The sequence below is a fragment of the Phycisphaerae bacterium genome, assembly GCA_035384605.1.
Classification (GTDB): domain Bacteria; phylum Planctomycetota; class Phycisphaerae; order UBA1845; family PWPN01; genus JAUCQB01.
The window spans coordinates 1-26,477 of sequence record DAOOIV010000078.1 but is presented as its reverse complement, the minus strand read 5'-3'; the positions used below and the strand labels follow the sequence as shown (position 1 = coordinate 26,477).

The window sequence follows — 26,477 nt, the reverse complement described above, 5'->3', positions numbered from 1 at the left end:
CCTGGGTCAGAGCCAGAGCATACTCGCTGTCATTGATATCGTACTGGCTGCCGCGAACCGCGTCTCGCAGCGGGTCAAAAGCGATCTGCACGCAATCGCCTTTCCAGATGTCCCTGCCCTGGTGAGGCTGCTCGTGCCGGGCGTCACGGACGGTGCATGCGAAGAACAGATGGGTCGGGCTCCAGGCGAACGCGGCCTTCATGGGGCCGTCGGCGATGGGCCATTGCGAGGGCCAATCGGCGAGGTCGGCATCGACCCTGGGCGGCGCGTCGGCGCGGCGGGCCGGAGCGGGCAACGTGACGGGGAAACGCGTCTGGGGCCCGTATCCGAACGAAGCGACGGCTTCGTAGGTGTTGGGCAAGAGGGGGCGGTTGGCTGCCGGGCTGATGGGCACGATGACATCGGCCTTTGCGTCGAATGGGGTCCACGCCACCTTTCCGTCCGGCCGTCCGCGACCGCTGCCGCCGTAGGCCAGAGGGATGCTGTGCGGGCCTCGGGTCAAGCCGGGCACCTCAAAAGCCAAGGCGCGTGGCCGTGCTTCCGACTGGTCGGGGCAGAAAAGCGGACTTGGGTCACGGCATGTCAGTGTCAGTTTGAGGTGAGACTCGCTCGCCAGATCGATCGGCCCGGCGGGCGGAACGACCTGGGGCAAAGGCATCTCGGCGTGGCGCGGCAGGAGAGGCGTCTTGAGTACGGCGTCGCGGAGGGCCGCGAAACCGGGCCGTCGCCGGCCGGACAGATCCATGATCCCGAAGCGGTGCGTGCCGACCGGGTCGATGCCGGTTTGGCCGGTGCTCCAGTCGTTGAGCGTGAACCAGAAGGCGTGGGTAATGTAGGGAAGAGATTGGATCACGGGGGCAGTCGCGGTGATGATCTGAGCCTGGCGAATTGCGGAGTCGGGCCAGCGGCCGTTCTTCTGGTCGTACTCGCCGCCGAGGTTCCAGCCGAACTCGCTCAGCCAGACGGGTTTGGCCCAGTCGCCGTGCCGGGTCATGACGGCGCGGCACTGGCGGATCCATTCGACGTTGACGCCGTCGCCGGCGTAGGGATGCAGGCTGATTGCGTCGCAGCGGTCCCTGCAACCGGCCGCGTACATCGCCTCGATGAACCGCGTGTCGTGGACGGACAGCGACCCGGCCGCCACCACGGCGTCGGGGTTGCCGCGCTTGACGGCCTCGTACATGTGACGCAGCCACAGGGTGTATTCCTTGGCGTCGCCGCCGTAGCGGACGTCAACCGCCTTGCCGGAGCGGTCGTGATAGACGGTCGGACCGGCCATGCCGTCGGGCTCGTTCCAGAACTCGAACAGGCGGGCTTTGCCGCGGTAGCGCCGGGCGGCGGTCTCGCAGAATCGCTCGAAATCCGGCAGATACTCGCGCCGGGGCCAGACGACGGAGTGAAGATTCTGCTCGCCTCGCTCGATGAAGAGCTGCTCGTCTTCCGGCGTGCCGCGCATGGCCCACGTCGGGGCGCAGTAGAGCATCAGCATGGGTTCGATGCCGTGCCGGTGGAGGAAGTCGATGAGGCGGTCGTGTTCCGACCAGTCATAGGTGCCGCGTCGGGGCTCGGCGATCGCCCACTTGAACTCGATGCGCGTCAGGTCGATGCCAAGGTCGTGAAAAGCCTTCACGAACTGCATTCCCCGGCCTTGGAGGTCGCCGCCGTGGTCGTTGCCGTTCTCGCCGAAGACGGCCTTGATGGCATGGCGCAACGGCGGGAAGGTCGGATACTCGGGCGGCGGCTTGTAAGACCCGGGGACCTGACAACCGGCGAGCAGTGCGAAGCCGAGAGCCAGTGCGCCGACGCGCAAACCGAAATGACTTCTTGGACGGCAACTCCCAACCGACATCGCGAGCATAACGGGCCCCCTGCTTGGATTGCGGCCTTCGTTTGTCACTGCGAACATGACGCCGTCATGGCGACTGCGGGACGGCGGAAGGGCATTGTACGGCCATGCGGTCGAGTCAGGCTACAAGCAGGATCGGGGATCCGGCGGTTCCATACGCTCGAAGGGAAGCAAAGCCAGTGCATCTCAGCGTCGCATAGGGCAGCGCCGGCTTTCAGTGTTCGCATTCGGGGCAGCCCATGTCCCCGCCGCACGACAAGACCGTCTCATCCTCGCGGTAGGTGGTCCAACAATATCGGTGATCGCTGCTCCAGATGCCCTTGTAACTCAGGTACAACAGCCGCGGCTCGCTCACTCTCTGGGTGTAATGCTCAAAAATCAGCCGGCCGTCGGGATAGCTGGTGCACGTGAGCATGCTGAAGACCAGGTATTCGCCGATGACCGAATGGTAGTGCCATTGCTCGATCGTATAGCGGCGCGTGTCGAGGTAGATCACCTGGCCGGGCGTATACAACGTTCCGCCCTCGATCAATTCGTAGATCCGACGAAACTGCGGGCCGGGGCCGATGGCCGCTTGGCCGTCGCCGCACGGAGGCGGATCGGGGTATTGATAATGCGTCTGGATGACCAGCGTCAGATCCTGAGTCATGTGCCAGTGCTCAAGCGTGAAATCGTCGTATTCATGCTCGCCGTCGCATCCGTCCCAGGTGAGGACCGACTCCCAGACTCCCGGGAGCCCGAACAGGTACGTCCACCTGACCGTCAGGTTGCCCTGCTTTTTAGTGTAATAGCAGGCTAAAAGATCGCATTGCTTCTGCCATCCGTCGCCCTTGAGCCTTCGAGCGGACTTGCCGTTCGGCGTCGCGTCCCAGGGTGTGGTGCCCAGCGGATCGGCGTTGCGGAACGAGTTGATCTGATCGAGGAGATCGAGCGCCTCTTTTGCGGTGTCATCGTCGCGCTGGGCCAGTTCGGGCGGCAGGGGGATCGGCGGAAGGTCGGTGATGAGAGGATGGAATTCGCGTAAATCGGTGATCACCTCTTCGTCGGTCAGTTCGTCCGTTCCGGAATCCGAGCCGTTCGGTTGTCCCGGCCGGCATCCTGGTGCCGCAACAAGCCCTGCGATAACGACCGCCGTCAGCCATCGAACTTGCGTTTTTCGACTATCGAACATCATGGCCAGTTTCCCGGGGAGTAAGGGTGTCGCCAAGAGCGAAAATGTTCGCACCTCCGAACGATGAGCCGGTGTGAATCGCCGGCCGGCCATTCAAAATACCGCGCGAGGCGGTCGGGCTTCAAGGCGGGCGACCTCGAGGATGGACGTCCGCGAGCGCGGACCCTGCTGCGCTCCGGTCATGCGACCTGTGAGCCGGCCTTTTTCGCGCAGATGGCATCGATGGCGGGAAGGATGTACCGGCCGGCGACAACGTCCCAGCTCATACGGCCGGCGAGGTCATAACCGCTGCGAAGGAACTCTTCGGCCTGGGCGTCGGTTTGGGGCAGGGTGTCGATGATATAGCGGGCGATCCGCTCAGCGACCTTGTATTCGTGCTGGGTGCGCTGGTCGCGATCGAGAGCCAGCAACTTCTTCTCGTCCCAGCGGCCCGGTCCGAGATCGCAGTAGTCGGCCACGAAAACGTTGGGGACGGTCGCCCCGCCGGTGATCTTGTCGAGGAAGCCGACGCACCCGCAAACCCGTGACGGCACGCAGATCGCCCCGAAGGTCAGAGGCTCGAACTGGGCGATGCCGAAGGGTTCGTAGATGCTCATGCCGAACTCGACATCAGAGGCCCGGCGGATGTCCATGAAGGTCATGTCCTGGGGCATGCGGCTGCCGCACACCGCCTGTTCCCAGCCGAATTGATTGACGTAGATCGCCTTGATCATCCGGCTGCGGGCATTGAACACCTGCACGCCCTGGTAATAGACGGCCTCGCCATGCGAGAGATCGGAGCCGACCTCGCGGTGGGCCAGGGGCCAGTGCCACCAACGTTCCATCTCACGGACATCCTCGGGACGGCGCGGCGGCACCTCAGTGGACAAGACGAACAGGACGGCCGTCTTGCCGATCCGCCTGAATTCCCTCTCCAGGTGCTCCAGGACGGCGAGGTCTCGCCACAAGCCCTTGCTGACGGCCATGCGGGCAACATGCGTAAAGATGTAATCCGGCCGATCGCCGAGCAGGGTCTCGGCGTAATCCCGCATTCGTTCCTGTGCGACGCGTTTCTCGGCCACGCTGATCCGCTCGGCAGGGATGCCGTTGTAGACCGTGTCGATGGCGGCGTCGGCGAACTCCGGGCCGATGAAGAAGAGCTCCTTGGTGACGTAGTCGCCGACGGAGAAGATCCGGTCGCAGAAACGGCTGCGTTTGACCAATGCGTGACGATGATAGTGATCCTGGGAGCCGAACACCTGGTCGAGATACCTTCCGCGGTTCATCGCCCCGGACAATACGTTGTAGAAGGTAACGTCGTGGCCGGGGTGTTCCTCCACGAGCTTGCGTATGGCGGCCACTTCGTGGGCGTAGAAAACCGTTCGGAAAACGCCGCTGGGATCGAGCCTGGCGGCAAGAGCGGTGGGCAGCCCCATGAATTCATGAGCGAGAATCACGCACTCGTCGTCGCTGTCGGCCGCCCCCAGCGCCTTGAGCGCGGCCAAGGCGGGCTCGGCCAGCCTGACGTACATGTCGTAGTCCCAGCTCGATTCGTAGCGGGAAGAGTCGATGCCGTAGGTCTCCCACAGGCGCCCCTTGAAGCTGTTCACCAGGTGCGGGTTCATGCGTGAGACGTCGATCAGCACGACTTCGGCGGCCACGCGAACGCCGGTATGAGGGTCATGGAAGCGGCGATATCCGTAAATGATTTCGACGTGGAAGTCGCGTCGAACCTGGTCGAGGAGCCGGCCGACGGGATGTTGGGTGACGCCGTCAACACTGCTGTACAAGACTTCGCCGGAAGCCCCCAGCCGGCCGTCGGCGCTGCCTTCGGTGACGAAGGTCGGGCCAATCAGGATGGTTCGCTGGTCGCGGCCGCGGTAGGCGTTGCAGGTCAGCAGCCCCTGCAGCACTGCTCCGATACCCCCGACTTTCTCGACCGCCTCATGTGTGACGTGTGCTAATGTACGCATTGACTCCCGCTCTAACAAAATCCGCCGATTCCCGGGCTGCCGCGTTGCACGGTCCCCTGAGACCCGGTTCCAGACCGGCGATGGACGGGGCCCTTCACATCCTACGCGCACGCCAAATGCCACGGTCCGGTAGAATCGGCGTTTTCGCCCCATTCAGCAAGTCGGGGCCCCTCTCAAAGCAGCGACTTTCTATCCAATCGGCAGGATTGGTGTCGGATCAACGCTTTTCCTGGTCGGGAATTCAAAGTAAATCCGCGCGGTGGCCGGTTTTCGGTGTGCGGCATCCTGTCTGGCCGTCGGCTAAAGAGTTGCTTTAAGGCCTGACGAAGCACCTGGTCGGGCGGAGGGGGCCCGGGGCGGTCCGGGCAGCCGGCGTGCTCGCTGGCTCTGGGCCCGAAAACAGCCGTCGAGCATCGTGCCAAGCCATGAACCGCTTGCCGGGTAATCGCGGCACGACGCGCTACTTGACCAATCGGAAGGAGCGGTTGCGTGCATCGTCGGCCTGGCTTTCCGAGCGCGTCTCGCCCTCGGCGGTCACGTAGACCGGCCGGCGATCGCCCACGACCGGGCAATGGTGCTCGCACAAGCCGCAGCCGACGCAGAGCTCGGCATCGATCTTCGGGACCTTCAACTCGATATGGATGGCGGCGACATCGCCCCGCTCAGGAATCCGGGCCAACCGCGAGCCGGCGACCAACTGCCCCCCGGCCGGGTCCAGCTCGCCGATCATCAGGGTATCGACGTCGTTGGCAATAATGCGGTGAGTTTCGCTCGTGCCGTCCCGATGGAATACCTGCACGTAGTAGCGTGCCGTCGGATCACCCCGGTAAGCGTTGGGCGTCAAAACGCACCGAGGCCCGACGCTCTGGCCTTCCGGCGGGTATTCCGAGATGGTCACGGTCACCGGCGTGGCCGAGACGACCATCTTCTTTCCATCCCGGACAAGCATGAGTCGTTGCTCGGTATGGATCGCCTTGGGTGAAGTGGGACACACTTCCTCGCACACCACGCAAGGGATGTTCTTGGACCACGGCAGGCACCGGCCCAGATCGTAATGAGCCGTGCCGAGCCGGATCGGTCCGGCCGAGGCAAATTCGCCGAGACCTTGTTTCCGTTCCACCGTGAGTCGCTGGATCGCTCCGGTCGGACAGACGTGACCACAGGCGGTGCAGTTCAGTTGGCAGAAGCCCATCCGGAAGTTCATCACGGGCGTCCACATTCCTTCCAGGCCCGTCTCCAGCATTGCGGGCTGGAGCACGTTGGTCGGACAGACTCGGATGCACTGGCCGCACTTGAGGCAGCGCGCGAGAAACTCCTGTTCCTCGACGCTGCCAGGTGGACGGATCGCCTTGGAGGAGAAATCTCGCGTGGTTTTTCCGGCCAGCCTGGTGAATGGATAGAAGATGACCCCGCCAACAGCAGCCAGGATCGCCCGGCGCCGGGAGGCATCCGGCCAAGCCACCTCGCCGAGGCGGGCGGGCAAGAAAGCAAAACGCAAGGCTCCATGCGGACAGGAGTCGATGCAGTTGAAGCACACGAAGCATTCGCTCTTGCGCAGCTTGCCGCCCGGATCACACGCCCCTTCACAATTCCGGTCGCAGAGACCGCATTCCGTGCACTTGTTCGGATCGCGATCAATCCGCCAGAGGGAGAAGCGGCTCACCAGGCCCAGCAGGGCTCCCAACGGGCACAACGTCCGACAGAAGAACCGCGGGACGACCAGGTTCATCCCCACGAGAAACAGCACGATCCCGCCGACGACCCAGCCCAGTTGATGCATCTTCGGGTTGCCGAATATCTCGACGAACACGGGGGGCATGTTCAGGGCCGGCAGGACGGAAACCGTCAACGACCGGTGCAACAGGCAGATGGGATCAAGCAGGCCGATCTGGAGGCTCCCGAATGCCGCCGCGGCCAGCATCGCCGCGAGGACGTAATACTTCGTCTGAGACATCGGGCGATAGCGGTTGGAGGCGATTCGGTCGGGGGTGCTCCGGCGGTTGAAGATCCAACCGACGAATTGGTGAAGGATGCCGAACGGGCAGATCCAGTTGCAGAAGAACCGGCCGAGCAGGAGCGTCGGAATCAGGATCGCCAGCGACCAGATCAATCCCTGATAAAGCGCGTGGGTGGCCAGGCCGGTGGCGATGGCGATCAGCGGGTCGATCTCGAGGTACTTGCTCACCCAGAACTTCAGGGCCGGGGCATCATCCAGACAGGTGAACGTCGTGACGAACACGAACGTCAGGAACAACACCATGAAGACGATCTGCGAGATGATGCGAACGGTGGTAATCTTCATAGCTGTCAGCTTTCGGCGCTCAGCGATCAGCGATCAGCACGTAGCCGATCCTACGGATACGGCCAAATATCCAATTCACAGCTTCGTCTCCGCGATCAGGCCCTGTCGTTCGTAATCCTGCCAGTGTCTTGCGACGATGCGACCGGGATCCTGACCGAACTTCGCATAAGCCAGTTCGATGTACTGCAACGGGGCCTTGGCATCCCGCGGGTCGCGCCCGAGCAGGTTCTGATAGCACCACGCATCACAGGCCACCTGGTCGACGGCGGCGACAATCGTCGGCCGGCCGGTGATGCCGCCGACCTGGACGTCGTCGAGGCGCCCGCCCGTGGGGCCGTTGCGGATCATGACCCGCGTTCCGTCGGCGATGACGAGGGTGGGCTTCATCATATAACCGAGGTCGCTGATGATGTCGTGAATCGCCTGGTGGAACTGATTGCGACGCCCGCTGAGCAGTCCGTACCAGTTCTTCATGGTCATCGAGGCGGAGCTGAGGTTGTGGTCCTTGATCACCGGCAGGCCGATGACCTTGTCGGCCTCCTTGAGCGGCGTCCAAAAGATCGGCCAGGTACCGAGCGCCTCATTGCGGGCCGGTTCGGGCCGGCCGGGCCGGATCTCGACCGCCCTTTCATGAGCAGACGAGTAGATCATCACTGTCGCCCCTTCGGCCTTGGCCGCGGCGGCGATTCCGCTCTTGGCAAAGCAGGCGCCGGGGCTCTCGATCGGGTTGTCGGCCACGATAATCCTGCCCGCCCTGGCTCGTCTGCAAAGCTGGATTACGGCCTGAACGACCAGGGGGTTGGTGGTAGCGCCCAGACGCGGGTCGCGATCAAAGCCGACATTGGGCTTGAGTAGAACTACGTCACCCCGGCTGATGAACCTCGATATGCCCAAGTCGCGATCCAAGCCGGCAACGGCAGCCTCGACCAAGGCACGAATATGCGTCAGATCGGCGATTCGTTCCGGCTCGCCATAGGCTGCCGACAATCGCGGAGCCGAGGCCGGATAGTCGGGTTTTATCTTGGCAAAGTAATCCTTGAGCCTGATGGGCGCGCGAGGTTGGAGGCCTGCATCACCCTTGGGGTCATGAAGATAGACAGCCGCCCCCGTCGCCAAACCGGCAACCGCAATCGTCCGGCCACCCCGAACGATCAGGTCGCGACGCGTCCATGTTCGCGATGCGTTCGTCTCTGTGGGGTTCTCGTGTCGACCTGTCTCACTCACCACGACATCTCAACCTTGGCCGTCATCGGCCGGAGAGCTGATCGGTCTCGATGAAGGCGCGATCGCACCTTCCGGGTCAGCCGGCAGCCTTGCCCGAAAGGCCTCGGCCTGCCTGACCGCCAGAGCCTGATCCTCGCATTCCGTGACGCCGCCGAAGAAAACACCCTTCGTGAAGGCGACGCTGTATACGCCCAGCGACTCGCCGATCATCTTCTGTCCTTGTGCATCAGCTTCCCTGGAGAGCACCTTGTCGTACTTGGCGGTTGCCTCGACGTATTTGTCGAAAACCTCGCGGGCGGCGGCCGCATCGGTGGTTTTCATCACGAAGATTTGAAAATTCCCGCCCTCGACCCGATATTCGGCGCGGAACATCTGGTGGATGAAATCGTAGCCCAAGCCGCTGGTGGCCTCGTATTTCAGACTGTTCGGCGTGCGGCCCTCGGCCGGCAGGTATTGCTCGACCCAGAACGGCTCGTCGGCGTCCGGAATGGTCGCCGCAATGGCCGCGGCAATCGCCTTGGACACCTCGAGCTTGTCATCGCCGCCCTCGGGCGGGCCCAACACGTTGACATAGTACTTGTCCTTGCAGAAATAGGCACTCGTGCCGGAAACGTAGGCGTCGCGACCCAGCGACCATGCCCTGGCCGTCGGACTTCTTTCTCCCATGTAGACGCCGAAGGCATTTACAGGTTCGCCCATATCATAGATGTAGACGTCGAACGGCTCCTGTGACCGAGCGCTGGTGTACTGTCCGAAACGAAGCTCGACAAAATGGAAGGCCCGGAACATGCCCTCCTTGCCGTCGATCTTCTCGTAGAGGTTGTCCGTGAACCGGTCGATCTTTGAGGGAGGCAGCGCCTGCCCGCCGGGCAGCGGTGCGAAATCCGCCACGCGGGCAACGGCAGGCGTCGGTGTCGCGGAGGTCTCTTTCGGCGTCGGTGCTGCCGGCTCAACTTCCGCACCATAGACCAGTTGGTTGGCGGCCAGCTCGGTCGCTATCTGCCGCAGCTCGCCCATCGGGATTGGCCCGACCTCTGCGGCCTCGGCAAGTGAAACCTCGGTGTAATAGCGACCGGACCAGAAGCCGCAGGCCCCATTCTTTTCGTCCATCCAGCCTCCCCTGCCAAGGCCTAAAGGCTTTGCGTCAGCGGGCTTCCTGGCAGCAGCCAGCTTCTCTGCGTTCGAGGGGTGGCCGATATCGACGACCCGAAGAAGGAACCCGGCGTCCTTGGCCAACGGGCGGTGTTCGTAAATCCAACCGGTTCCCAGCCCCGCCGCTTCCTTGCCCAGCGCGTCCGGCTGCTCCTGCGCCCGCACAATGACCTTGGAGCCCCCCGCCGGTCCTTCCATTTCTCGGACCGCCTCGACCGTTTCGCCCGCACTGACGGCGTATGCCGCGTAACGACCGTTTCCTTCTTTCCCCTGCGAGGGAGCCGACAGCAGTCTGCGTGCAATCTCAATTTCAGCGGGGGGCGCGGCGGATGCCAAGGTGCCCGCCGGAATGTCAAAGAGACGATCTTCGCTGAGCCCGATGAGTCCTTTAAGCCTCTGCAGGGCGGACACGCTTTGGACAACACCGGCGAACAGGCCACTCGACAACAGGAAGGTGAACACCACCAGGACCAGGAGCGCGAGGATCAACAGGCCGATGCCTCTCTCCTTGAAGCTTGGAACGCGTCCTCTGGTCCTTGGCGTGGCCATGCCCGGTGTACTCGTTGCTTACAGGTGCGGTGCGATCAACGGGCTTGGCATTGGGCACCCCAAAGCGCCTCGATGACTCGCCAACCCGTTGCCGACCGCTCGCCTTGGTACGAGTCTCAGAATGTGCATGAAAACGGCGGGCCCTGGTCAACGCCCCGCGAAATCCCGCGGAGAAAGCAGGGCGGCGACCTGCCGGTCCTGGCGCGGAATATGACGGGTCATGGCCGCCGCGGCGACCTCGACATCGCCCTACCGACCGGCTCCATCGATTCTCGTACACATTCTCAGATGGCTATTGTTCCCGGTGGAGGGAATCTGTCAAGAACGGCATTGCATCGCGACCGTTGTCATAACTGAGGTTGTCGCAAGGATTTGACATCCTTGGGACCCCCCGATAGAGATATGGAGGATACTTGGTAGACGCTGTGCCGGAGGTCACGACGATGTCCGCTCAGGACAGTTCCGCCACACCTGGATGCCCGCCTGAAACCGCTTGGCTGGCCTCGCTTGGACGAGCGGTCATTTGCGGCTTGGCGGATTTTGGTGATTTCTGGCTGTTTGCCGGCCAGACGATACGCTATTCGCCGCTGACATTGCTGCGGCGCCGCGACATCCAGAGATTCCTGCCGCAGTGTTACGCGATTGGGACACTCAGCGTCCCTGTGATCCTGATCACCGGCGTGTTCGTGGGCATGGTGCTGGCCGTGCAGGCCATCGAGCAGTTCATGTCCGTTGGCTTGGCCGAGCGGATGGGAGTGATTGTCAGCCTCTCGGTCGTTCGGGAGTTGGGTCCGGTGTTGGCGGGCGTGATGCTCGCCGGTCGTGTGGGCGGTGCTCTGGCCGCGGAACTGGGCACGATGAACGTCACGGAGCAACTGGATGCCCTTCGATCAATGGGCACCGACCCCATCCGCGTCCTGGTGTCTCCGCGGTTCGCGGCGTGCGTCCTGCTCACGCCGGTGCTGACCCTCTACTGCGACCTGATGGGCGTGGGCGGCGGATGGTTCATCTGCGTCCCACTCTTTGACATTCCCAACAGCGTCTACTGGGACTACACCGCCGCCGCTCTGGAGAAATGGGATGTCGCCTCGGGCTTGCTCAAGAGCGTGTTCTTCGGGGCTTGCATCGGCCTGATCTCCTGCTACAAGGGTTTCAACTGCAAGCCCGGCGCCGAGGGCGTCGGCAAGGCCTGCACCGAATCGTTTGTGCTCGGGTTCGTCGTGATTCTCATCCTCGATTTCTTCCTGGCCTTCGGTCTCAAGGGTCTGTACGAGTCGCTGTGGGGGTTCAAGTCGGTATTCTGACGGAGGCCGGCCCCTTGAGGGGAAACACCATGAAGACCCGAGATGAGCCGATCGTCGAGTTCCGCAACGTCCACAAGCGATTCGGGCGGTTGACCGTTCTCAACGGCGTGGACCTGGCCCTGGAACGCGGCAAAACCACGGTCGTCATCGGAGAGTCGGGCACGGGCAAGAGCGTGCTGCTGAAACACATGCTCGGGCTCATTCACCCTGATGAAGGTGAGGTCTACGTCGGGGGACAGCGGATCGACAAACTCAAGGAATGGCAGCTTGGCCCGGTCAGAAAGCGTTTTGGCTTTCTGTTCCAGATGGGCGCCCTGTTCGACTCGATGAGTGCGGGCGAAAACGTGGCCTTCCCGCTGCGGGAGCACACCCACCTGTCGGAAAGAGAAATCAACGCCGTTGTGGCGAAAAAGCTGGCTCTGGTCGGGCTGGACGGCATCCAGCCGAAGCGGCCGGCCGAGTTGTCCGGCGGCCAGCGAAAACGCGTTGCGCTGGCTCGCGCGATCGCCCTGGACCCCGAGATCATCCTCTACGACGAACCGACGACGGGGCTGGATCCGATCCGGGCCGACACGATCAACGACCTCATCATCAAACTGCAACAGGAACTCGGCGTCACGAGCGTGGTGGTGACCCATGACATGACCAGCGCTTTCAAGGTTGCCGACCGAATCCTGATGTTATCACAAGGCCGGTTCATCGCCGACGGCACGGCCGATGACTTCCGGAACTCGACGGACCAACGGGTTCGTCAGTTCGTCACCGGCGATGCGGACCTCGTCATTGAGCCCGTGCCTTCCGGGGAGGCTTCGAAATGACCGATCAACGACGCAACGCTCTTGTGGGATTGTTTGTGCTCGGAGGGCTGATCGCCTTCGGCATCGTGTTGGTCATGTTCGGCGAGTCGCGGTTCCAGTTTCTGACGCGAGGTTATACGATCACGGCCCGGTTCGACACCGTATCCGGCGTCCGGGAGGGGACACAGGTGTTTCTGGCGGGCGTCCAGATCGGCAGCGTCCTGAACGTCGAGCTGAAGAATCCGGAGAACCCGACGGAGGGCGTCGTTGCCAAAATCGACGTTCGAGGCAAGTACGAGATTCCGGTCGGATGGAAGGCGTTTGTCGAATCTCCTCTGATGGGCCAGCCGGTCATCAACATCCTCCCGCCCACCGGCCGGATTCCGATCGTCATTCCGCCGCAAAGGTTGGCGTCGCTACCCAAAGACGGAAGCGGCGAGATCCTGGGCGAGCAGGTCAATCCGCTTGAGAAGATCCTGAGCCCGCAGTTCATCAGCACGCTCGAAAAGACGACGGCCCAGATCGGAACGCTGGCCGAGGCCCTGACGCCGGCCGCCAACGCCGTCACCGAGTTGCTGGAATACCGGCCCATCAGCCTGATCGAGAGTCCTAACAAGCCGGCGGAGATCACGGCGAATCTCTTCACGACGGTCGAGAGACTGCACAAGTTGCTGAAGCATCTGGATGACGTCTTTGGCGACCCTGAAAGCCAGGCTAATGCAAGGGCCGTTTTGGCCAACCTCCGCCAGGCCAGCGAGGACGCCAAGCTCGCGATGACCGGGTTCAAGGACTTTTCCGACAGGCTGCAAGTCGCGGCGACGCAGGCCAGCGACGTGCTGACGAACGTCAACTCGACCGTAACGCTCACGCGCGAGCACATCGACACCCTCGGAAAGAAACTGGTCACCAACATCGAGCAGCTTTCGCGGCTATTGGATCAACTGGTGGCCACGGGGCAGACTCTCAACGAGGGCGATGGAGCGGTCCCCATGCTGCTGCGCGATCCGAAGTTGTATGAAGAGTTGATGTTGACCGTGCGACGCCTTGGCGAGGCGGCACAGGAACTCAAGGTGCTGGTCAAGCAATGGCAGAAGAGCGGCCTGCTGGGCGGCTGACGATTGGGCGACCGATGAAGGCGTTGTTACCGTCCCGGTTGTGATTCCGCAGGGCTTCGGCGACCGGGACGCAGGCGTGCAAGCCGCTGCCGGCACCGCCCGAGCTGCCGGCAAATCGGTAACCGCCAAGCTGATGAGGGCGGCAATCACCGCAATCCGCTCTGAGAGGCTGATTGGAGACTGAGTGTCGATGCGGGTGATACGCGGTCTTGATTTCGAGCCGATGAGCGGCGTCGTCTTGTGCATCGGCAACTTCGACGGCGTGCATCGCGGACATCAGGCCATCCTTCAAGCCGGTCGCCAGAAAGCGCGGGCCGCCGGGACTGAACTGGTGGCCATGACTTTCGATCCGCATCCGCTGGCCGTTCTGACGCCCGAAAGAATGCCCGCCGTTCTGACTCCCCTGCCGGAAAAACTGCGCCAGCTCGAGCGGGCCGGCGCGGACGTGATCGTCGTAGCCGACAGCAGCGCTGCGTTTCTCCAACTGAGCGCTGCCGACTTCATCGAAGACGTGATCGTCCGGCGTTTTCGACCCTCGGCCGTCGTGGAAGGTCGGTCTTTCGGCTTTGGTCGTCACCGTCAGGGAGACGTCGAGACACTTCAAGCCGCCGCCTCGCGGCACGGGTTTGAGGTCCAGATCGTCGAGCCCGTCCGGATAGCCCTGGGCGGCCATCCGGACGCCGTCATTTCGAGTTCGCTTGTTCGACAACTGCTGACCGCCGGCCCAGTCGATCAGGCTGCGATTTGTCTCGGACGGCCCTATGCCCTACTGGGGACGGTCATTCACGGCGTTGGCCGAGGAGCGGGCATGGGATTTCCGACGGCCAACATCGATCCAGGCGGTCAACTGGTACCGGCGGAGGGCGTCTATGCGGGCTTCGCCGAACTGGCCGGCCGCCGCCACCAAGCAGCTATCAGCATCGGGCGGACCCCGACCTTTGACGAACACCGACTGGTCGTCGAAGCCCATCTCCTGGATTTCGCGGAGAACACATACGGCCAGAGCCTGCGGATCGAGTTCCTCGCTTGGCTCCGGTCTCAGGCCCGGTACGAAACGGTGGATGACCTTTGCCAACAAATCGCCAAGGATGTCGAACAGACTCGGCAGATCTGTCGGCAGAATGCGTGACGGATTATCGCCACAGGATAATGCTGACATCCCGCGGGCCATCCAGCCCACGGTGAACCTCGTTTTTCTGGCCCGGAAGCCATTTTTTTTGGATTCAGGCCCCATTCTGACCTTGCATGAGGATGCCTGTCTGCTAGACTCCCGACTCTGCGGTCGGAGGTTCGGATCGCCGTCCCCCTCTGGCCGATGATATTGAACGGGGTAGACCGGGACGGGCGGACAGGTTGTTACCGGAGAAAAGCTGTGCTTGAAGATTACGAGAAGCTGAAACGCCTGGTTGAGTCAGCCGCTGATGACGTAGCCAAGGCCCAAGGGGGCAACAAGGCCGCCGGAACCCGCGTCCGAAAGATCATGCAGGATGTCAAGTCGGCCGCCCAGGAACTCCGGAAGAAGGTCCTGGAGGCACGGTCCGCGGGCGACTAGCAGCCCCGTGATTGCGGCTCGGAATACTGCTTCAGTGCCCCGCCTGCGACGCGGGATAAACGGTCCTTGTCCGCCTCCCGCGAGACGCGAGGTCTAAACCCAGGCCCTTGTGGACATCCTGCGATCAGACCCGAGAGCTGTCCGACGGGCATTCTGGAAGGCAACGTCCTGGTCACGGCAGGACGCTCCGCTCAGCAGCGGCAAGGGGCGGGTAGGTCTCCTTTTTGTTTGTGCGTCTTGTGAGGTTGGGTATGGCCGCCACGCCCTTTACCGATTTGAGCAGCATCAACCCGAACGAGGTCGTTGCCGACCGGAAGGCAATCTACGAGCGCCTTCCGCATCGCTTCGAATTCATGCAGCTCGACGCCATTCTGCGAATCGACCGCGAAGCCGGTCTGGCGGTGGGACTGCGCCGTGTCAGGAGCGACGAGTTCTGGGTGCGAGGTCACATTCCCGGACAACCCATTATGCCCGGGATCCTGATGCTTGAGACGGCCGCTCAGATGGCCTCTTATCTTTCGCAGGAAGTCCAACCTTCCACGAAGTTCCTGGCGTTCGGGGGTCTCGAGGATGTCAAGTTCAGAATGGCGGTCACCCCCCCGGCGACGATGTACATCGTCGAGAAGATCGTTGAGGTGCGCCCGCGCCGGACGATCTGCGATGCTCAAGGATTCGTAGACGGTAAAATGGTCTTTGAAGCGAGGATCATCGGCATGCCGCTGGCACCCTCAGCGCCCTCGCCGAACGACTCACAGGCCTCCTGAACGCGGCCATGCGGGCAATCGTCTTGCTGCTACTCGTCCTCAGCGGGTGGTTCGACACTGACGTCGATGCGGATCACGCCGGCGGATTCTTCGACAAACGTGATCACCACAATGCTCTCGCCGTCACAGGGGTAACGGACGTCATTGGTAATATTCCTCAAGGGATCGCCCTGCAAGATCCTCATGGGCTCGGCGGTGGCGGCGATCTCACCCTTGGTCTCACAAGGGTCTTCACTTGGCCCCGCGCTGGCCTCACGGAAAAACGCGATACCGGCCTTGGGCTCGTCGTTCACGCACAACGGCCGCAGCGCTTCGGGACGGGCATTAGCCAGCAGGGTTTCGTCATCTTCGATGCGCCGTATGAAGTCTTCGGTCCCCAGACTGATGGCCCTGCCGCATCCGCCGGGGTCGCCCAAGCCGCTTCCGCTAAAGGTGATCACACCGCTCTCACTGTAAGGCTCAAGGCGGGTTCCGCCACCGCTCGTGTCGATCACGAACTGCCTGAACTTCGGGGGAAAGTAGGGGTCGTTGGCGGGTCTGTCGTTCAGAGGATCATAGGTGCCGAAAGTGAAAACCGGCCGATAAGCCGTCTGGTTGACGAACTTCACCAGCAGATTGGCTCGACGCCCCGGGGTGGTGCCTCCGAGGCTGGAAGTATTGAAGAGCATCGCAAGAAGCTGAAGATTGCCCTCACAGGCCAGCGAACCGGCCAGTAGCGCGGCAAGGGCGCCGTAGATCAACCACCGAAACCGCAAGCGGGAAAGCATCAAATTTCTCATGGAAGAACTCCACTCAAACCGCAGTCAGGAATGCGTCTGCGCGGGCCGCGGACCCTGGAATAACAGGGCCATTATACGGGCGCACCCTCTGGGATGCATCGGCGGTTTGGCCTGGAACCCTTGAACACATCCTGATCACCACTTGGGATTGCGAATGGGCAGGCCTCATTTCAGTTTCGAGGCGAAGCGGTAAGTCCCGGAGACAACCTTGTACACCGCCGCTCCGGCCGCCTTACCGTCCGGGCTGACGCCGTCGGCCAGCAAAGCCGGCTTGCCGGATTCGGTCACCGTCGATGGGTCGGCAGTCGGCACGTACACCGTGGCTGTCGTATTGGCGGGAACGACGATCTCCCATGAGAACGCGTCGCCATTGACCTTCCATTGGCTGACGATGCGGCCGCTGATCGAATCGTAGCCGCCCTTTGCCCATGTCAGGCCGCCGCCAATCTGCGGTTTGAGGATGAAGTGGCGATAACCCGGGCACTGCTCATCCGGATTAATGCCTAGAATCGAGCGGTACATCCATTCGCCGACCGACCCGATCGCGTAATGGCAGAAAGAGTTCATCGACGGATCCTGGAACCCGCGGCCTTTCACGTATCCGTCCCAGCGTTCCCAGATGGTCGTAGCTCCCTGATCGATGGTGTAACCCCACGAAGGGATCGTCCGGTTGTTGATCAGCATATAGGCCACGTCGCTTCGGCCGGCAGCGCTGAGCTGGTTCATCAGCATGACCGTGGTATGGAAGCCTGTCGAGATGTGGTTCTTGTACGCGGCGATGCGCTCGACCATGTGTCGGGCGGCGGCTTCACGTTTGTCCTCGGGGACAAGATCGAAATCGAGCGCGATCGCGTAGGCCGACTGGGTATTGCCCTTGACCCGGCCGTCGTCGCTCACATAGGCCTTGATGAACGCCTGGCGTATGTCGGCAGCCAGCTTGCCGTATTTTTCGGCCTCCGCTTGGCGGCCAAGCACGCGGGCCATTTTCGCGGTCAGTTCGGTGCTGTGCTGGAAGAAGGCCGTCGCGAAGACTTCCTTGGGAATTTCGGCCTCGCCCTTGGGAAAACCCTCGAGCTGAAGCGTGTCGCCGTTCAGCCAGTCGCCGTAGTCATTGTTGCGATCGTGCGTCCAAAGCAGATCGGGGTTCTTGCTGAGGATCCAGTCCACCCAGCGATGACAGGCGTCGAACTGCTCTGCCAGCACCCGTGTGTCACCGTAGTTGACGTACATTCTCCACGGCACGATCACGCCGGCGTCGCCCCAGGCGGGCACGCCGGAAAATCGCGCGTTGGGGTCATACGGATGCGGGGCGAAATCGGGGAAACGGCCGTCGTCGGCCTGATCGTCGCGGATGTCGACGACCCACTTGGTGAAGAACGCGGCCATGTCCATGTTGAAGCAGGCGGGCTGGGCAAAAACGAGCATGTCGCCCATCCAACCCATCCGCTCGTCGCGCTGCGGGCAGTCGGTCGGAACGCTGTGCATGTTGTCGCGATGCGTCCAGACGATGTTCTTCATCAGCTTGTTCAGCAATGGGCTGGAGCACTCAAAGGTGCCGGTGGTCGGCGGTGCGGAGTGGAACGCCCTGGCCAGGATGAAGTCCTTCGCCGGCCGTGCGGGCAGGCCCGTCACCTCGACGTAGCGGAAGCCGTGGTAGGTGAAATGCGGCTCGAAGGTCTGCGACCCGCTGCCGTCGAGAATGAACTGGTCCTCCTGGCGGGCGCCCAACTCGCCACCCAGAGGCTTCATCCGCAGGTTATCGCGGTAGATCATGCCGTGGGAGTCAAGGACTTCGGCGTGACGCAGTGTCACGGTCGTTCCGGCCGGGGCGCCGACCGTGATGCGGCACCAGCCTGACAGAATCTGTCCGAAATCGACGACGTAAACGCCCGGCTGAGGTTCGGTCATGGCAACCGGTCGGAGCTCTTCGGTCACTCTGATCGGTTCGTTCGGCTGGGCAACGAGCCTGGCTTTGACCTCACCCGTCAATTCCGCCGGCTTCCACGCCGAATCGTCGTAACCGGGCGCGTCCCACCCCTTGAGTTCCTTGCGCGAGTCGTAGACCTCGCCGTCGAGGATGCACGCCTTGCAGATCGGGCCGTCATCAGTGACCTTCCACGTGCCGTCGGTGATGATCAAATCCGAGGAACCGTCGGCATAGTAAACGCGCATCTGCATCAGCAAAGCCAGCTTCGTGCCGTAGTGACCCCGAAGCGGTCCTTCCTTGACGATATGCGATATGCCGAGTCGACCGGCGTACCAGCCGTCGCCGAGCGTGGCCCCGACCGCGTTGGCTCCCGTCTTCACAAGATCGGTTACGTCGTAGGTCTGGTACTCGACGCGTTTGCGGTAGTCGGTCCATTCGGGCGTGAGCAGGCTGTCCCCTACCCGCCGGCCGTTGATGCGAAGCTCGTACATACCCAACGAGGTCGCCGTTACCACGGCGCGCCGGACCGGCTTGCCGATCCGGAATTCCTTGCGGAACATCGGCGACGGACGGGCGGGCAGGCCCTTGGCGACCGGTGCCGGACCGGGCAGGCTGATCCACTTGGCCTTCCAGTCCGCCGGTGTCAGCAGGCCCATTCGCCAGCGGGCGATGCGGCTCCACGCGGTTGGTTGGTTGTCCTGAGTCCACACTCGGACCTTCCAGAAAACGTCCTGCTCGGCGGCCAGCGGCTTGCCGGCATAGGCAATCTGGGCCATCTGGTCCGACTCTACTCTGCCGCTGTCCCAGAGATCCCCCTTGTCCTCGGCGAGCAACGCCTCGCTTGAGGCGACCAGCACATGATAAGCGGTCTGCCGGACGCCACGTGCGTCGGCATCCAGCACCCAGCTCAAACGCGGCTGCGGGTCGTCGATGGCCATCGGATCGCTGAGGTATTCGGTTCGCAGATCAATCGTCTTCACGCTACTCATGTTGCATGCACTCGCTGTCAAAGCCAACAAAACACTGATCGCCACAATACGCCTCGACACGTCTGACCTCCTTACTGCTCGGAAGCGTGTAAGGCAGGTATTTGAGCCGATTGGGCGAGAGATTCAAGTCCCCGGCCATCGGGCCACATATCGCGGAACCCGGACCGTTCAGGCGGCTCGTTCGGAACCTCATGCGAGAGCGAATGGTCCTTGGCCGATTCCCCCAAGTTGCCCAGGCGCGGCCCTGACCACATGGCGATTGCGTCAGAGCGGCTCATTCAGACGTCCGAACAACATGAAATCAGGGTAGCGCATTCTTGCCGCAGCGACGGTCAAGACACCATGATGAGTTGCGTCGAGCGATTCCCTCAGCAGATTCCTCAGCGGCGCCGAGGCCCTCGTCGGCATGTCTCACGTACCGCCGGCCCCAGAATCCCTGATACGCTTGCCGAGGTTAGAACCTTACGGCCGGATATGTGTGCGGCTTGCGCGCATCTTTCTGGATCGCGGTACGCTTGGGTTGCGGCCCGCAAAAAGGTGCTCCGCCTTGGTCTCTTTGCGCCCTGGCCTGCCCTCTGCCGACCTGGGGGACTCGCCGCTTGCGCTGGGGGCTGCGAGAGCTTTCCAGAATGCTTCCCCCCTTGCCCCAGGGTGGGAGATGCTGCAGGCCGGTCCTGGGGTCGTCCAGCCATGGCCGGTTACTCGGGCTTCTTGTCCTCGGGTTTCTTGAGGAGGTCGCCTATCTTGCCGGCCACATCATCGGCGGCTTTCTTAGCGCCTTCCTGGAGTTGTTCAGACGCCTTTTGCGCCTCCTCGGCCGCTTTCCTGGTGCCTTCCTGGAGCTGCTGAGTTGCCTGCTGGACCCCTGCGCCGATCTCCTTGGCGGCTTCGCCCACGCCGACCGAGAGGGAGGCACCGACGTCCTTGAGGGAAGCCAGGCTCTTGAGCGCGCCGTCGAGATCGCCAAGCACGTCCTTGGGAATCAGATTGCCGCCTTTCTCGGCGGTCGCGAGGATGATGGCCTTCAGGATGGTGCCGGTGAGTTCGGAGACGAGGACGCCCTTGTTCGAATCGCTGCCCACATCGCGCAGGCGGATCTCGTCGATGGGCACGGTGACATCGATCAGGGTGGCACCCAGGGGCGCGGCCTTGACGCGGACTTTCACATCCTTGATGAGGGTCTCACGGATAACGAACCGCTTGCCCTCCTTGGTTTCCTTCTTTGCGGGTTCGCTCTCCCCCTGGGACTCAAACTTCTTGAGGTTATCGAGAATCACCTGGTAGTTGCTCTGAGCGCCTTTCTTTTCCAGATTGACCTCGATTCCTTCCAGCGTGAACTCGGGCACCTCGACGAGGTCGCTGGTCAGAGACCCGAGTGACACAGTGAGGGCCCCGCGGTTGAGCTTGAGGAAGTGGGGGCTGTCGAAACCCTCGGGATTGTTCACTTGTAGCTGCTGTAACTCGGTTCGCCCCTGAAGGATGCCGATGTCCGCGCTGTCGAGCGTGGTGGGGACGCCGAGGGCGTAGGTGGCGCCCACTTCGGTGCCGGTCTTGGCGATGCGATCGATTCCGAGCACCACAGCGACCACCAGCACCACCAAGACGACGACCACGACCAGGATGATTTTTCTGATTTTCTTTTTCATGACGTTGTCTCCTCAAAAAGTGATCGCCGCCCGGGGCAGGCGGCTTTTCGTACCGGGCCTCAGTCTCTCAATTGACGGACTGTGATGGGCGCGTCGATATCCCCCGAGGCCACGGTTCCACAACGCTCAGTCCCACGCAGAACAGGGTCAAACATGAACATTGCGACCATTGCCGAGGGGTGGCTCATATTCCGGCTCCTTGGTGAAGACCGGTCCATCGGTTCGATTACGACGACTGACGAGGTTGCCCGCAATCGATGCGACCGGTGGAGCACCGAAAACAGTTGCATCATACTCCGGCAAACGGTGAATGTCCATCGACGGCCGGCCGAGCGGGCCGGCTTCGTTGGTTGGTGTGTGTCGTGATATACTACCCGATCATCAATTGTGGATGGCATGTTCCATGATCAGCCGGTTGCCAGTTGCGGGGCTTGTCGTTGTCGTCGGCGCCTTCTGGCCGGCGGCAGAAGAGGGCCGCCGGCCGAGCGGTGCCGAGGCGGTAAGCATCATTCGCGAGCGATTCGAGGAGGACCATGGCCGGATCTGCTCGTTCGGCTCGCGTTTCGCCGGCCAGCCGGGCTGCGAGCAGACTGCTGCGTACATCGAGTCAGAGATGAAGGCAGCCGGCGTCTCTCGCATCTGGCGTCGGCCGGTGGAACTCGTGGTGCCCGTGACCGACCACGCCGATCTGGCAGTCAATGACGAGCCGCCGGTGCCGATTGATCCGCTCTGGCCGAATGGGGCGAATCCCTGTGTCACGCCGCCGGAGGGCTTCACCAGCGAGGCGGTGTACATCGGAGAAGGCGAGTTGGAAGCGCTGCCGGTGGATCGTCTTTCCGGTCGTATTGCGGTGATGGAGTTTAATACGGGTGATCGCTGGCAATACGCGGCCATGCATGGGGCCCTGGCTGTTTTGTTTCTTCGCCCGCAAGACACCTCATGGACGCAAGCCAACGGCAAGTATATGTATGCGTCCGTGCCGTTTCCGCGGTTCTACGTGAATGACGCGGCTCTGAGCGATCGCTTGCGTCGGGACGGGAGCCTCAAGCTGACCGTTCGGTCGCTGGTGAGGTGGCAACGACGGACGGTGGATAACCTGATTGGGTACATTCCGGCCGCCGAGCGGGGCGATGGCCAGGCGGTTGCCGTCTTACATAGTCGATATGATGCGGCATGTGCGGTTCCCGATCTGGCTTTTGGTGCCGAGCAGGCCATCAATCCTGCGGTTCTGCTGCAACTGGTGCGTGGGCTGGCTGCTCGCCCGCCGGCCTACGGCGTGTTGGCTGTTTTCACCTGTGGGGACACGTTCGAACTGGCCGCCTCGCGTCAACTGATGAAGTCGCTCACCGACGCACAGGCTGCGTTGGGGGGCTCGCTGGCTGCGGAGGAGCAGGAGCTTGGCTGGTTGCGCGAATACCGGCAGAAGCTGGCGGGGTCAGACGTGCTTGGGGCGGTGGCGGGCTGGTCGAACCGGCGTTTTCGCAACGAGCACGTGATCTGGCAGGTCAAGTACCAGATTCTTCAGTTGCAGGCGCAGGCGAGGCGGCAGCGGAAGGGCGGCGAGGATGAGGCGGCCTTGGCGTCGATCGATCAGCGTCGCATTCGGATGCTGGCTCTTCAGCGTCAGCTCCATCAAGACAGACCGGACGAGATGGACGCGAATCTGCTTGGCGATTTGCTGCCCGATGTTCAGCGGCGGCTGGATCGGATGATCGCCGATCGAAAGGGGCGTCTGGAGCGGCGGCGCGTCGACATGGACATCTTGCGGACCGTCGGCCTGGGAGCCGGCAGTGCGTCGCGGCCGATTCTATTCATCAGCCTGGAGCTGAGCTCACATGGGCGGCAGTTTGCGCCCTTTGCCCAGAGCCATTTGTGCGAGCAGCTCGTTCAGAATCGCCTTGTCGGCTATGGGGAGTGGTTGCGTCATGCCGCCGAACGAATCGATTTGCCGGCCGAGGTTCGGCGGACGTATCTGGATGATGCCGCCGAAGGGCGCCGTCACTGGCAGAGCGACCTGCCGGCACCGGTGGCCAACGGGATCGACGCTGCGGTGAGCGCCGGCTGCCTCGGCATGATGATGGCAACCACGCAGGACATGCGGCTGCGCGTTGATACGCCGATGGACACGCAGGAGCGAACGGATCTGGACCGACTTGCCCCGCAGATTGCGATGTGCGGAGCGCTGATTGACGAGATGTTGCGTCGGCCGATGCCGTTGTCCCGAAGCCCGCTGAGCCGTTGGTTCTGTCGTTGGGCTGGGATCGCGGCGATGCCCGCGCCGGGCGAGGGCCGACTCGATTTGGGGATACCCGACGCGGTGCTTTACGCCAAATCGTATCTGGGGGCCAAATCATTTGGTACGCGGGGTATCGGCGTTCGGGATGCCATTGTGGTCATGACGGACGGGGAGGGGCGGTTTGACCTCGACGACATCTTTCCTGAAAAAGTGCGATGGGCTCCGCTGCGGTCGGAGGTCTACCGTTTTGATGCCTTGGGCCGGGTAAACATGGCGATGACCCGCCTCGGTACATGGGAAACGCCGGCATCGGGGCATGCGCGTATGGCGGATCGGATCAACCTTCGCGGCGAGATGTTCGAGTGTGCGCAGATCGGCTTGTTCGGATTGCACGATGCCCGATATCTCGAGGATCTGGACAAGGTTCTGCCGGTCGAGGTGCCGCGAGGCAGTGAGCCGCGGGCCTGGAACTTTGCATTCGACGAAGGGGCCTTCTCGGTCTTCCTGCCGACCGATGTTGATCGCTGGCAGTTGGTGTTTGCTCGCGGGGATGCGACGCGGCGCATGCTGGTGCTCAACGCCGACCCGGACGAGCCTGAGGGTCGTGGTTTTCCGCTTGAATGGCGGCAGACGGAGGCGATCGGGCTGACGTCGGCGCGTGACTTTGCCCTGCTCAATACTGAACGTATGGCCCGGCTGGAGGGCACGGGGGTCATCGATCCTTATTTGCGCGAGCTGCATGCCGAAAGCCGCAAGAAACTGGCCGCGGCCGAGGCGGCCTTAGCGTCGGGCGATGGGGCGGCAGCGGCGCGGGAGACGATTCGTGCACTGGCCGGGCAGGCACGCGTCTATCAACTTACCCGGTCGGCGACGGACGATGCCATTCACGCGGTTCTGCTCATTCTTGTCTGCCTAGTGCCGTTCTCGTATTTCCTGGAGCGGCTGCTCGTCGCCGCGGCAGGCATTTACCGCCAGATCGGCGGCTTCACGGGGATTCTTGCTGTCATGGTCATCCTGATCACCCTGTTTCACCCGGCTTTTCGCATCAGCCTGACGCCGGTGACGATTCTGCTGGCCTTCGTGATTCTCTTCCTGTCCGTTCTGGTCATTGCCATCGTGCTGGGGCGGTTTCACACGGAACTTCGCCATCTGCGTCGCGGGCACTCTCTTGCTGAGAGCGGGGCGGGTGGCGCGTCGGCGGGCGATTTCCGGCGTTTTGCGGTCTTGAACCGGGCGATGCTGCTGGGGATCGCGAACATGCGCCGCCGGAAGATGCGCACTGCTTTGACCCTCGTGACGCTGGTGCTGCTGTCTTTTCTGATGATGAGTTTCACCGGCAGCGGCATGAGGCTTCATCCGCTGCGGTACGAGCTGACGCGTCTGGACGGCGGCCAGGAGGAGCGCAGCGCGATCATGATTCAGCGAATGAGCTGCAACCCCATGCCCGTGTGGACGCTGGACTATCTGGGCACGGCTTATCGCGAGCGGGCAGAGGTGCTCGGTCACTGGTGGATTACCTACAACAGCCTAACAACACAGGCCACTCGGACGCTGAGGCTCGACGGGCCGGGCGGGCGGCACGCGCTGCTGCCGGCGGTCTCGTGCATCGATCCGCGGGAGGCCCGCTTGCTGGGTATGGATCGCCTCGCGGGAGACGACGGCATGGCCACGTTTGCCGCATCACGGGACGCGATACTGATCAGCAGCAGCGTGGCCGAGAGGATTGCTGCGAAGCAAGGTGACCGCGTCGAGATGCTCGGCTCGCCTTTCACCGTTGCCGGCATCATGGACGATCGCGGGATGCTCTCGCTGACCGGTCTCAACGGCCGGGCATACGCGCCGCTGGACTACTCTCGCTACCTCCAGTGGGACCCTGATCCGACGCTGCTTCAGTCAAAGCTGGATCTCATCGACAGCGCTGACTCAACGGCCGACCTGACCGGCTCAGCGCGGTCCGAACCGTACCACGGGATCTCGCCGGATCAATTCGCGATCATCCGGGCCGACCGGGCGGTCGAGCTTGGTGGCAGCCTGCGGTCGGTCGTGATCGTGCCTCACGACCCGCGGGACACAATGGCTCTGGCCGATGATGTGGCCGTCAGCTTTCGTCAGCCGGTGTATGCCAACGCAGATGGGAAAGTAGTTTTGTGCGCCATGGCCGAGTTGACCACGCTCCAAGGCTTCAGCTCAGTCATCGTGCCGCTGCTGATCGGGGCGGCCATCATCTTCAACACTATGCTCAGTTCGGTTTACGAACGCCGGCGAGAGATCGGCACGATGATGGCGGTCGGGCTGGCTCCGCTGCATGTCGGGGCCCTGTTCGTAGCCGAGGCCGCAGCGTACGGCACGATCGGCGTGGTAGGTGGTTTTGTTCTCGGCCAGGGACTGGGCACCGTGGCCGCCCGGTTCGACCTGATTCCAGGCATCAACCTGAATTTCTCCAGCGCGGCGGCGGTCTGGACGCAAGTGGCGATGATGGCGGTCGTGCTGCTGTCTTCTCTGTGGCCGGCCTGCAAGGCCGCTCGGATCGCCGCCCCCGGCAGCGAAAGTACCTGGAAGCTGCCGGTGCCGCATGGCGACGAAATGGCGGTCTTGCTGCCGTTCACCTTTCACGGCCGCGACGCGGCTCCGCTGCTGGTGTATCTGCGGGAGTGGCTGGCGTCGCATACCGAGTCATCGCTGGGGCGGTTCACCTGCGGGGCGATTGAGTTGTTTGCCGACGCGGGCACCGGCGGGCGTGGGCTTGTCGCCCAGATCTGGCTCGCCCCGTTCGACTTGGGCATCATGCAGACGGTTGAATTGGAAATACGGCCGGGCAGCGACCCGAGCATTCACGAGGTGCGCATCTCGCTGCGCCGCGAGGCCGGACCGCACAGTTCGTGGGTCCGCGGCAACCGCCGTTTCCTCACCGAGCTTCGCAAGCGGTTCCTGCTGTGGCGGTCGCTGAGCCCGGCGGAGACTGAGCGGTACCGCGGCGAGATCGCAATCGGCGCGTGATTGTGCCCGGGGGCCGACTAGCCCGCTATCGCAGATACGACAAGAGCGATCATCTTGACTTTTGCCCTTTTTGGGGTTCGGTGATGGCCGACTTCATTAAACAAAAGGGAGCCGCCTTGCCGGTGTCGGCGCCGGTCTGAACATGCTGTAAATCCGCCGGTTTGATGATGCGGTG

At 62.6% G+C, this 26,477-nt stretch carries 16 protein-coding genes; 7 read left to right on the top strand and 9 right to left on the bottom strand.

Annotation, left to right across the window (positions count from 1 at the left end; genetic code table 11):
* The 6 genes from PLL20_15525 to PLL20_15500 form a co-directional block, all read right to left on the bottom strand.
* Nucleotides 1–1,810 (bottom strand): beta-galactosidase (locus PLL20_15525; protein HPD31403.1); only part of this gene is annotated, 1,810 nt, incomplete at its 3' end.
* Nucleotides 1,811–2,060: 250 nt separating this feature from the next.
* The gene (locus PLL20_15520) at nt 2,061–3,020 is read right to left on the bottom strand and encodes a hypothetical protein (protein ID HPD31402.1); all 960 of its coding nucleotides are present in this window, start codon (nt 3,018–3,020) and stop codon (nt 2,061–2,063) included.
* 176 nt (nt 3,021–3,196) lie between these two features.
* A complete protein-coding gene (locus PLL20_15515; protein ID HPD31401.1) occupies nt 3,197–4,969 on the bottom strand; it encodes a hypothetical protein in 1,773 nt (590 codons plus the stop codon).
* Between the two features lie 460 nt (nt 4,970–5,429).
* A complete protein-coding gene (locus PLL20_15510; GenBank protein HPD31400.1) occupies nt 5,430–7,271 on the bottom strand; it encodes a 4Fe-4S binding protein in 1,842 nt (613 codons plus the stop codon).
* Nucleotides 7,272–7,346: 75 nt separating this feature from the next.
* A complete protein-coding gene (locus PLL20_15505) occupies nt 7,347–8,495 on the bottom strand; it encodes a DUF362 domain-containing protein (protein ID HPD31399.1) in 1,149 nt (382 codons plus the stop codon).
* Between the two features lie 9 nt (nt 8,496–8,504).
* Nucleotides 8,505–10,196 (bottom strand): hypothetical protein, encoded by a 1,692-nt coding sequence (locus tag PLL20_15500; protein HPD31398.1) that lies wholly within the window; start codon nt 10,194–10,196, stop codon nt 8,505–8,507.
* A 443-nt stretch (nt 10,197–10,639) separates the two neighbouring features.
* Here PLL20_15500 and PLL20_15495 point away from each other — a divergent pair, with 443 nt between their 5' ends.
* From PLL20_15495 to PLL20_15470, 6 genes are all read left to right on the top strand, one after another.
* A complete protein-coding gene (locus PLL20_15495) occupies nt 10,640–11,500 on the top strand; it encodes an ABC transporter permease (GenBank protein ID HPD31397.1) in 861 nt (286 codons plus the stop codon).
* Nucleotides 11,501–11,529: 29 nt separating this feature from the next.
* Nucleotides 11,530–12,318, top strand: coding sequence for an ABC transporter ATP-binding protein (locus PLL20_15490; GenBank protein HPD31396.1), 789 nt, complete (start codon nt 11,530–11,532; stop codon nt 12,316–12,318).
* The gene (locus tag PLL20_15485) at nt 12,315–13,412 is read left to right on the top strand and encodes an MlaD family protein (GenBank protein HPD31395.1); all 1,098 of its coding nucleotides are present in this window, start codon (nt 12,315–12,317) and stop codon (nt 13,410–13,412) included. The genes PLL20_15490 and PLL20_15485 overlap by 4 nt, the downstream gene beginning before the upstream one ends.
* A 190-nt stretch (nt 13,413–13,602) precedes the next feature.
* Nucleotides 13,603–14,541, top strand: coding sequence for a bifunctional riboflavin kinase/FAD synthetase (locus PLL20_15480; protein HPD31394.1), 939 nt, complete (start codon nt 13,603–13,605; stop codon nt 14,539–14,541).
* Nucleotides 14,542–14,784: 243 nt separating this feature from the next.
* On the top strand, nt 14,785–14,964 hold the full coding sequence (locus PLL20_15475) for a histone H1 (protein HPD31393.1): 180 nt from the start codon (nt 14,785–14,787) through the stop codon (nt 14,962–14,964).
* Nucleotides 14,965–15,215: 251 nt separating this feature from the next.
* Nucleotides 15,216–15,728, top strand: a complete 513-nt coding sequence (locus PLL20_15470; protein ID HPD31392.1) for a 3-hydroxyacyl-ACP dehydratase FabZ family protein — start codon at nt 15,216–15,218, stop codon at nt 15,726–15,728.
* 29 nt (nt 15,729–15,757) lie between these two features.
* On the opposite strand, the gene PLL20_15465 is transcribed toward PLL20_15470, so the two are convergent.
* From PLL20_15465 to PLL20_15455, 3 genes are all read right to left on the bottom strand, one after another.
* Complete coding sequence (locus tag PLL20_15465) at nt 15,758–16,507, bottom strand: hypothetical protein (GenBank protein ID HPD31391.1); 750 nt, start codon at nt 16,505–16,507, stop codon at nt 15,758–15,760.
* A gap of 165 nt (nt 16,508–16,672) precedes the next feature.
* Nucleotides 16,673–19,423 (bottom strand): glycoside hydrolase family 78 protein, encoded by a 2,751-nt coding sequence (locus PLL20_15460; GenBank protein HPD31390.1) that lies wholly within the window; start codon nt 19,421–19,423, stop codon nt 16,673–16,675.
* A 698-nt stretch (nt 19,424–20,121) separates the two neighbouring features.
* On the bottom strand, nt 20,122–21,069 hold the full coding sequence (locus PLL20_15455) for a hypothetical protein (protein HPD31389.1): 948 nt from the start codon (nt 21,067–21,069) through the stop codon (nt 20,122–20,124).
* 403 nt (nt 21,070–21,472) lie between these two features.
* Here PLL20_15455 and PLL20_15450 point away from each other — a divergent pair, with 403 nt between their 5' ends.
* Nucleotides 21,473–26,302 (top strand): ABC transporter permease, encoded by a 4,830-nt coding sequence (locus tag PLL20_15450; protein HPD31388.1) that lies wholly within the window; start codon nt 21,473–21,475, stop codon nt 26,300–26,302.
* The last annotated feature ends 175 nt before the right edge of the window (nt 26,303–26,477 follow it).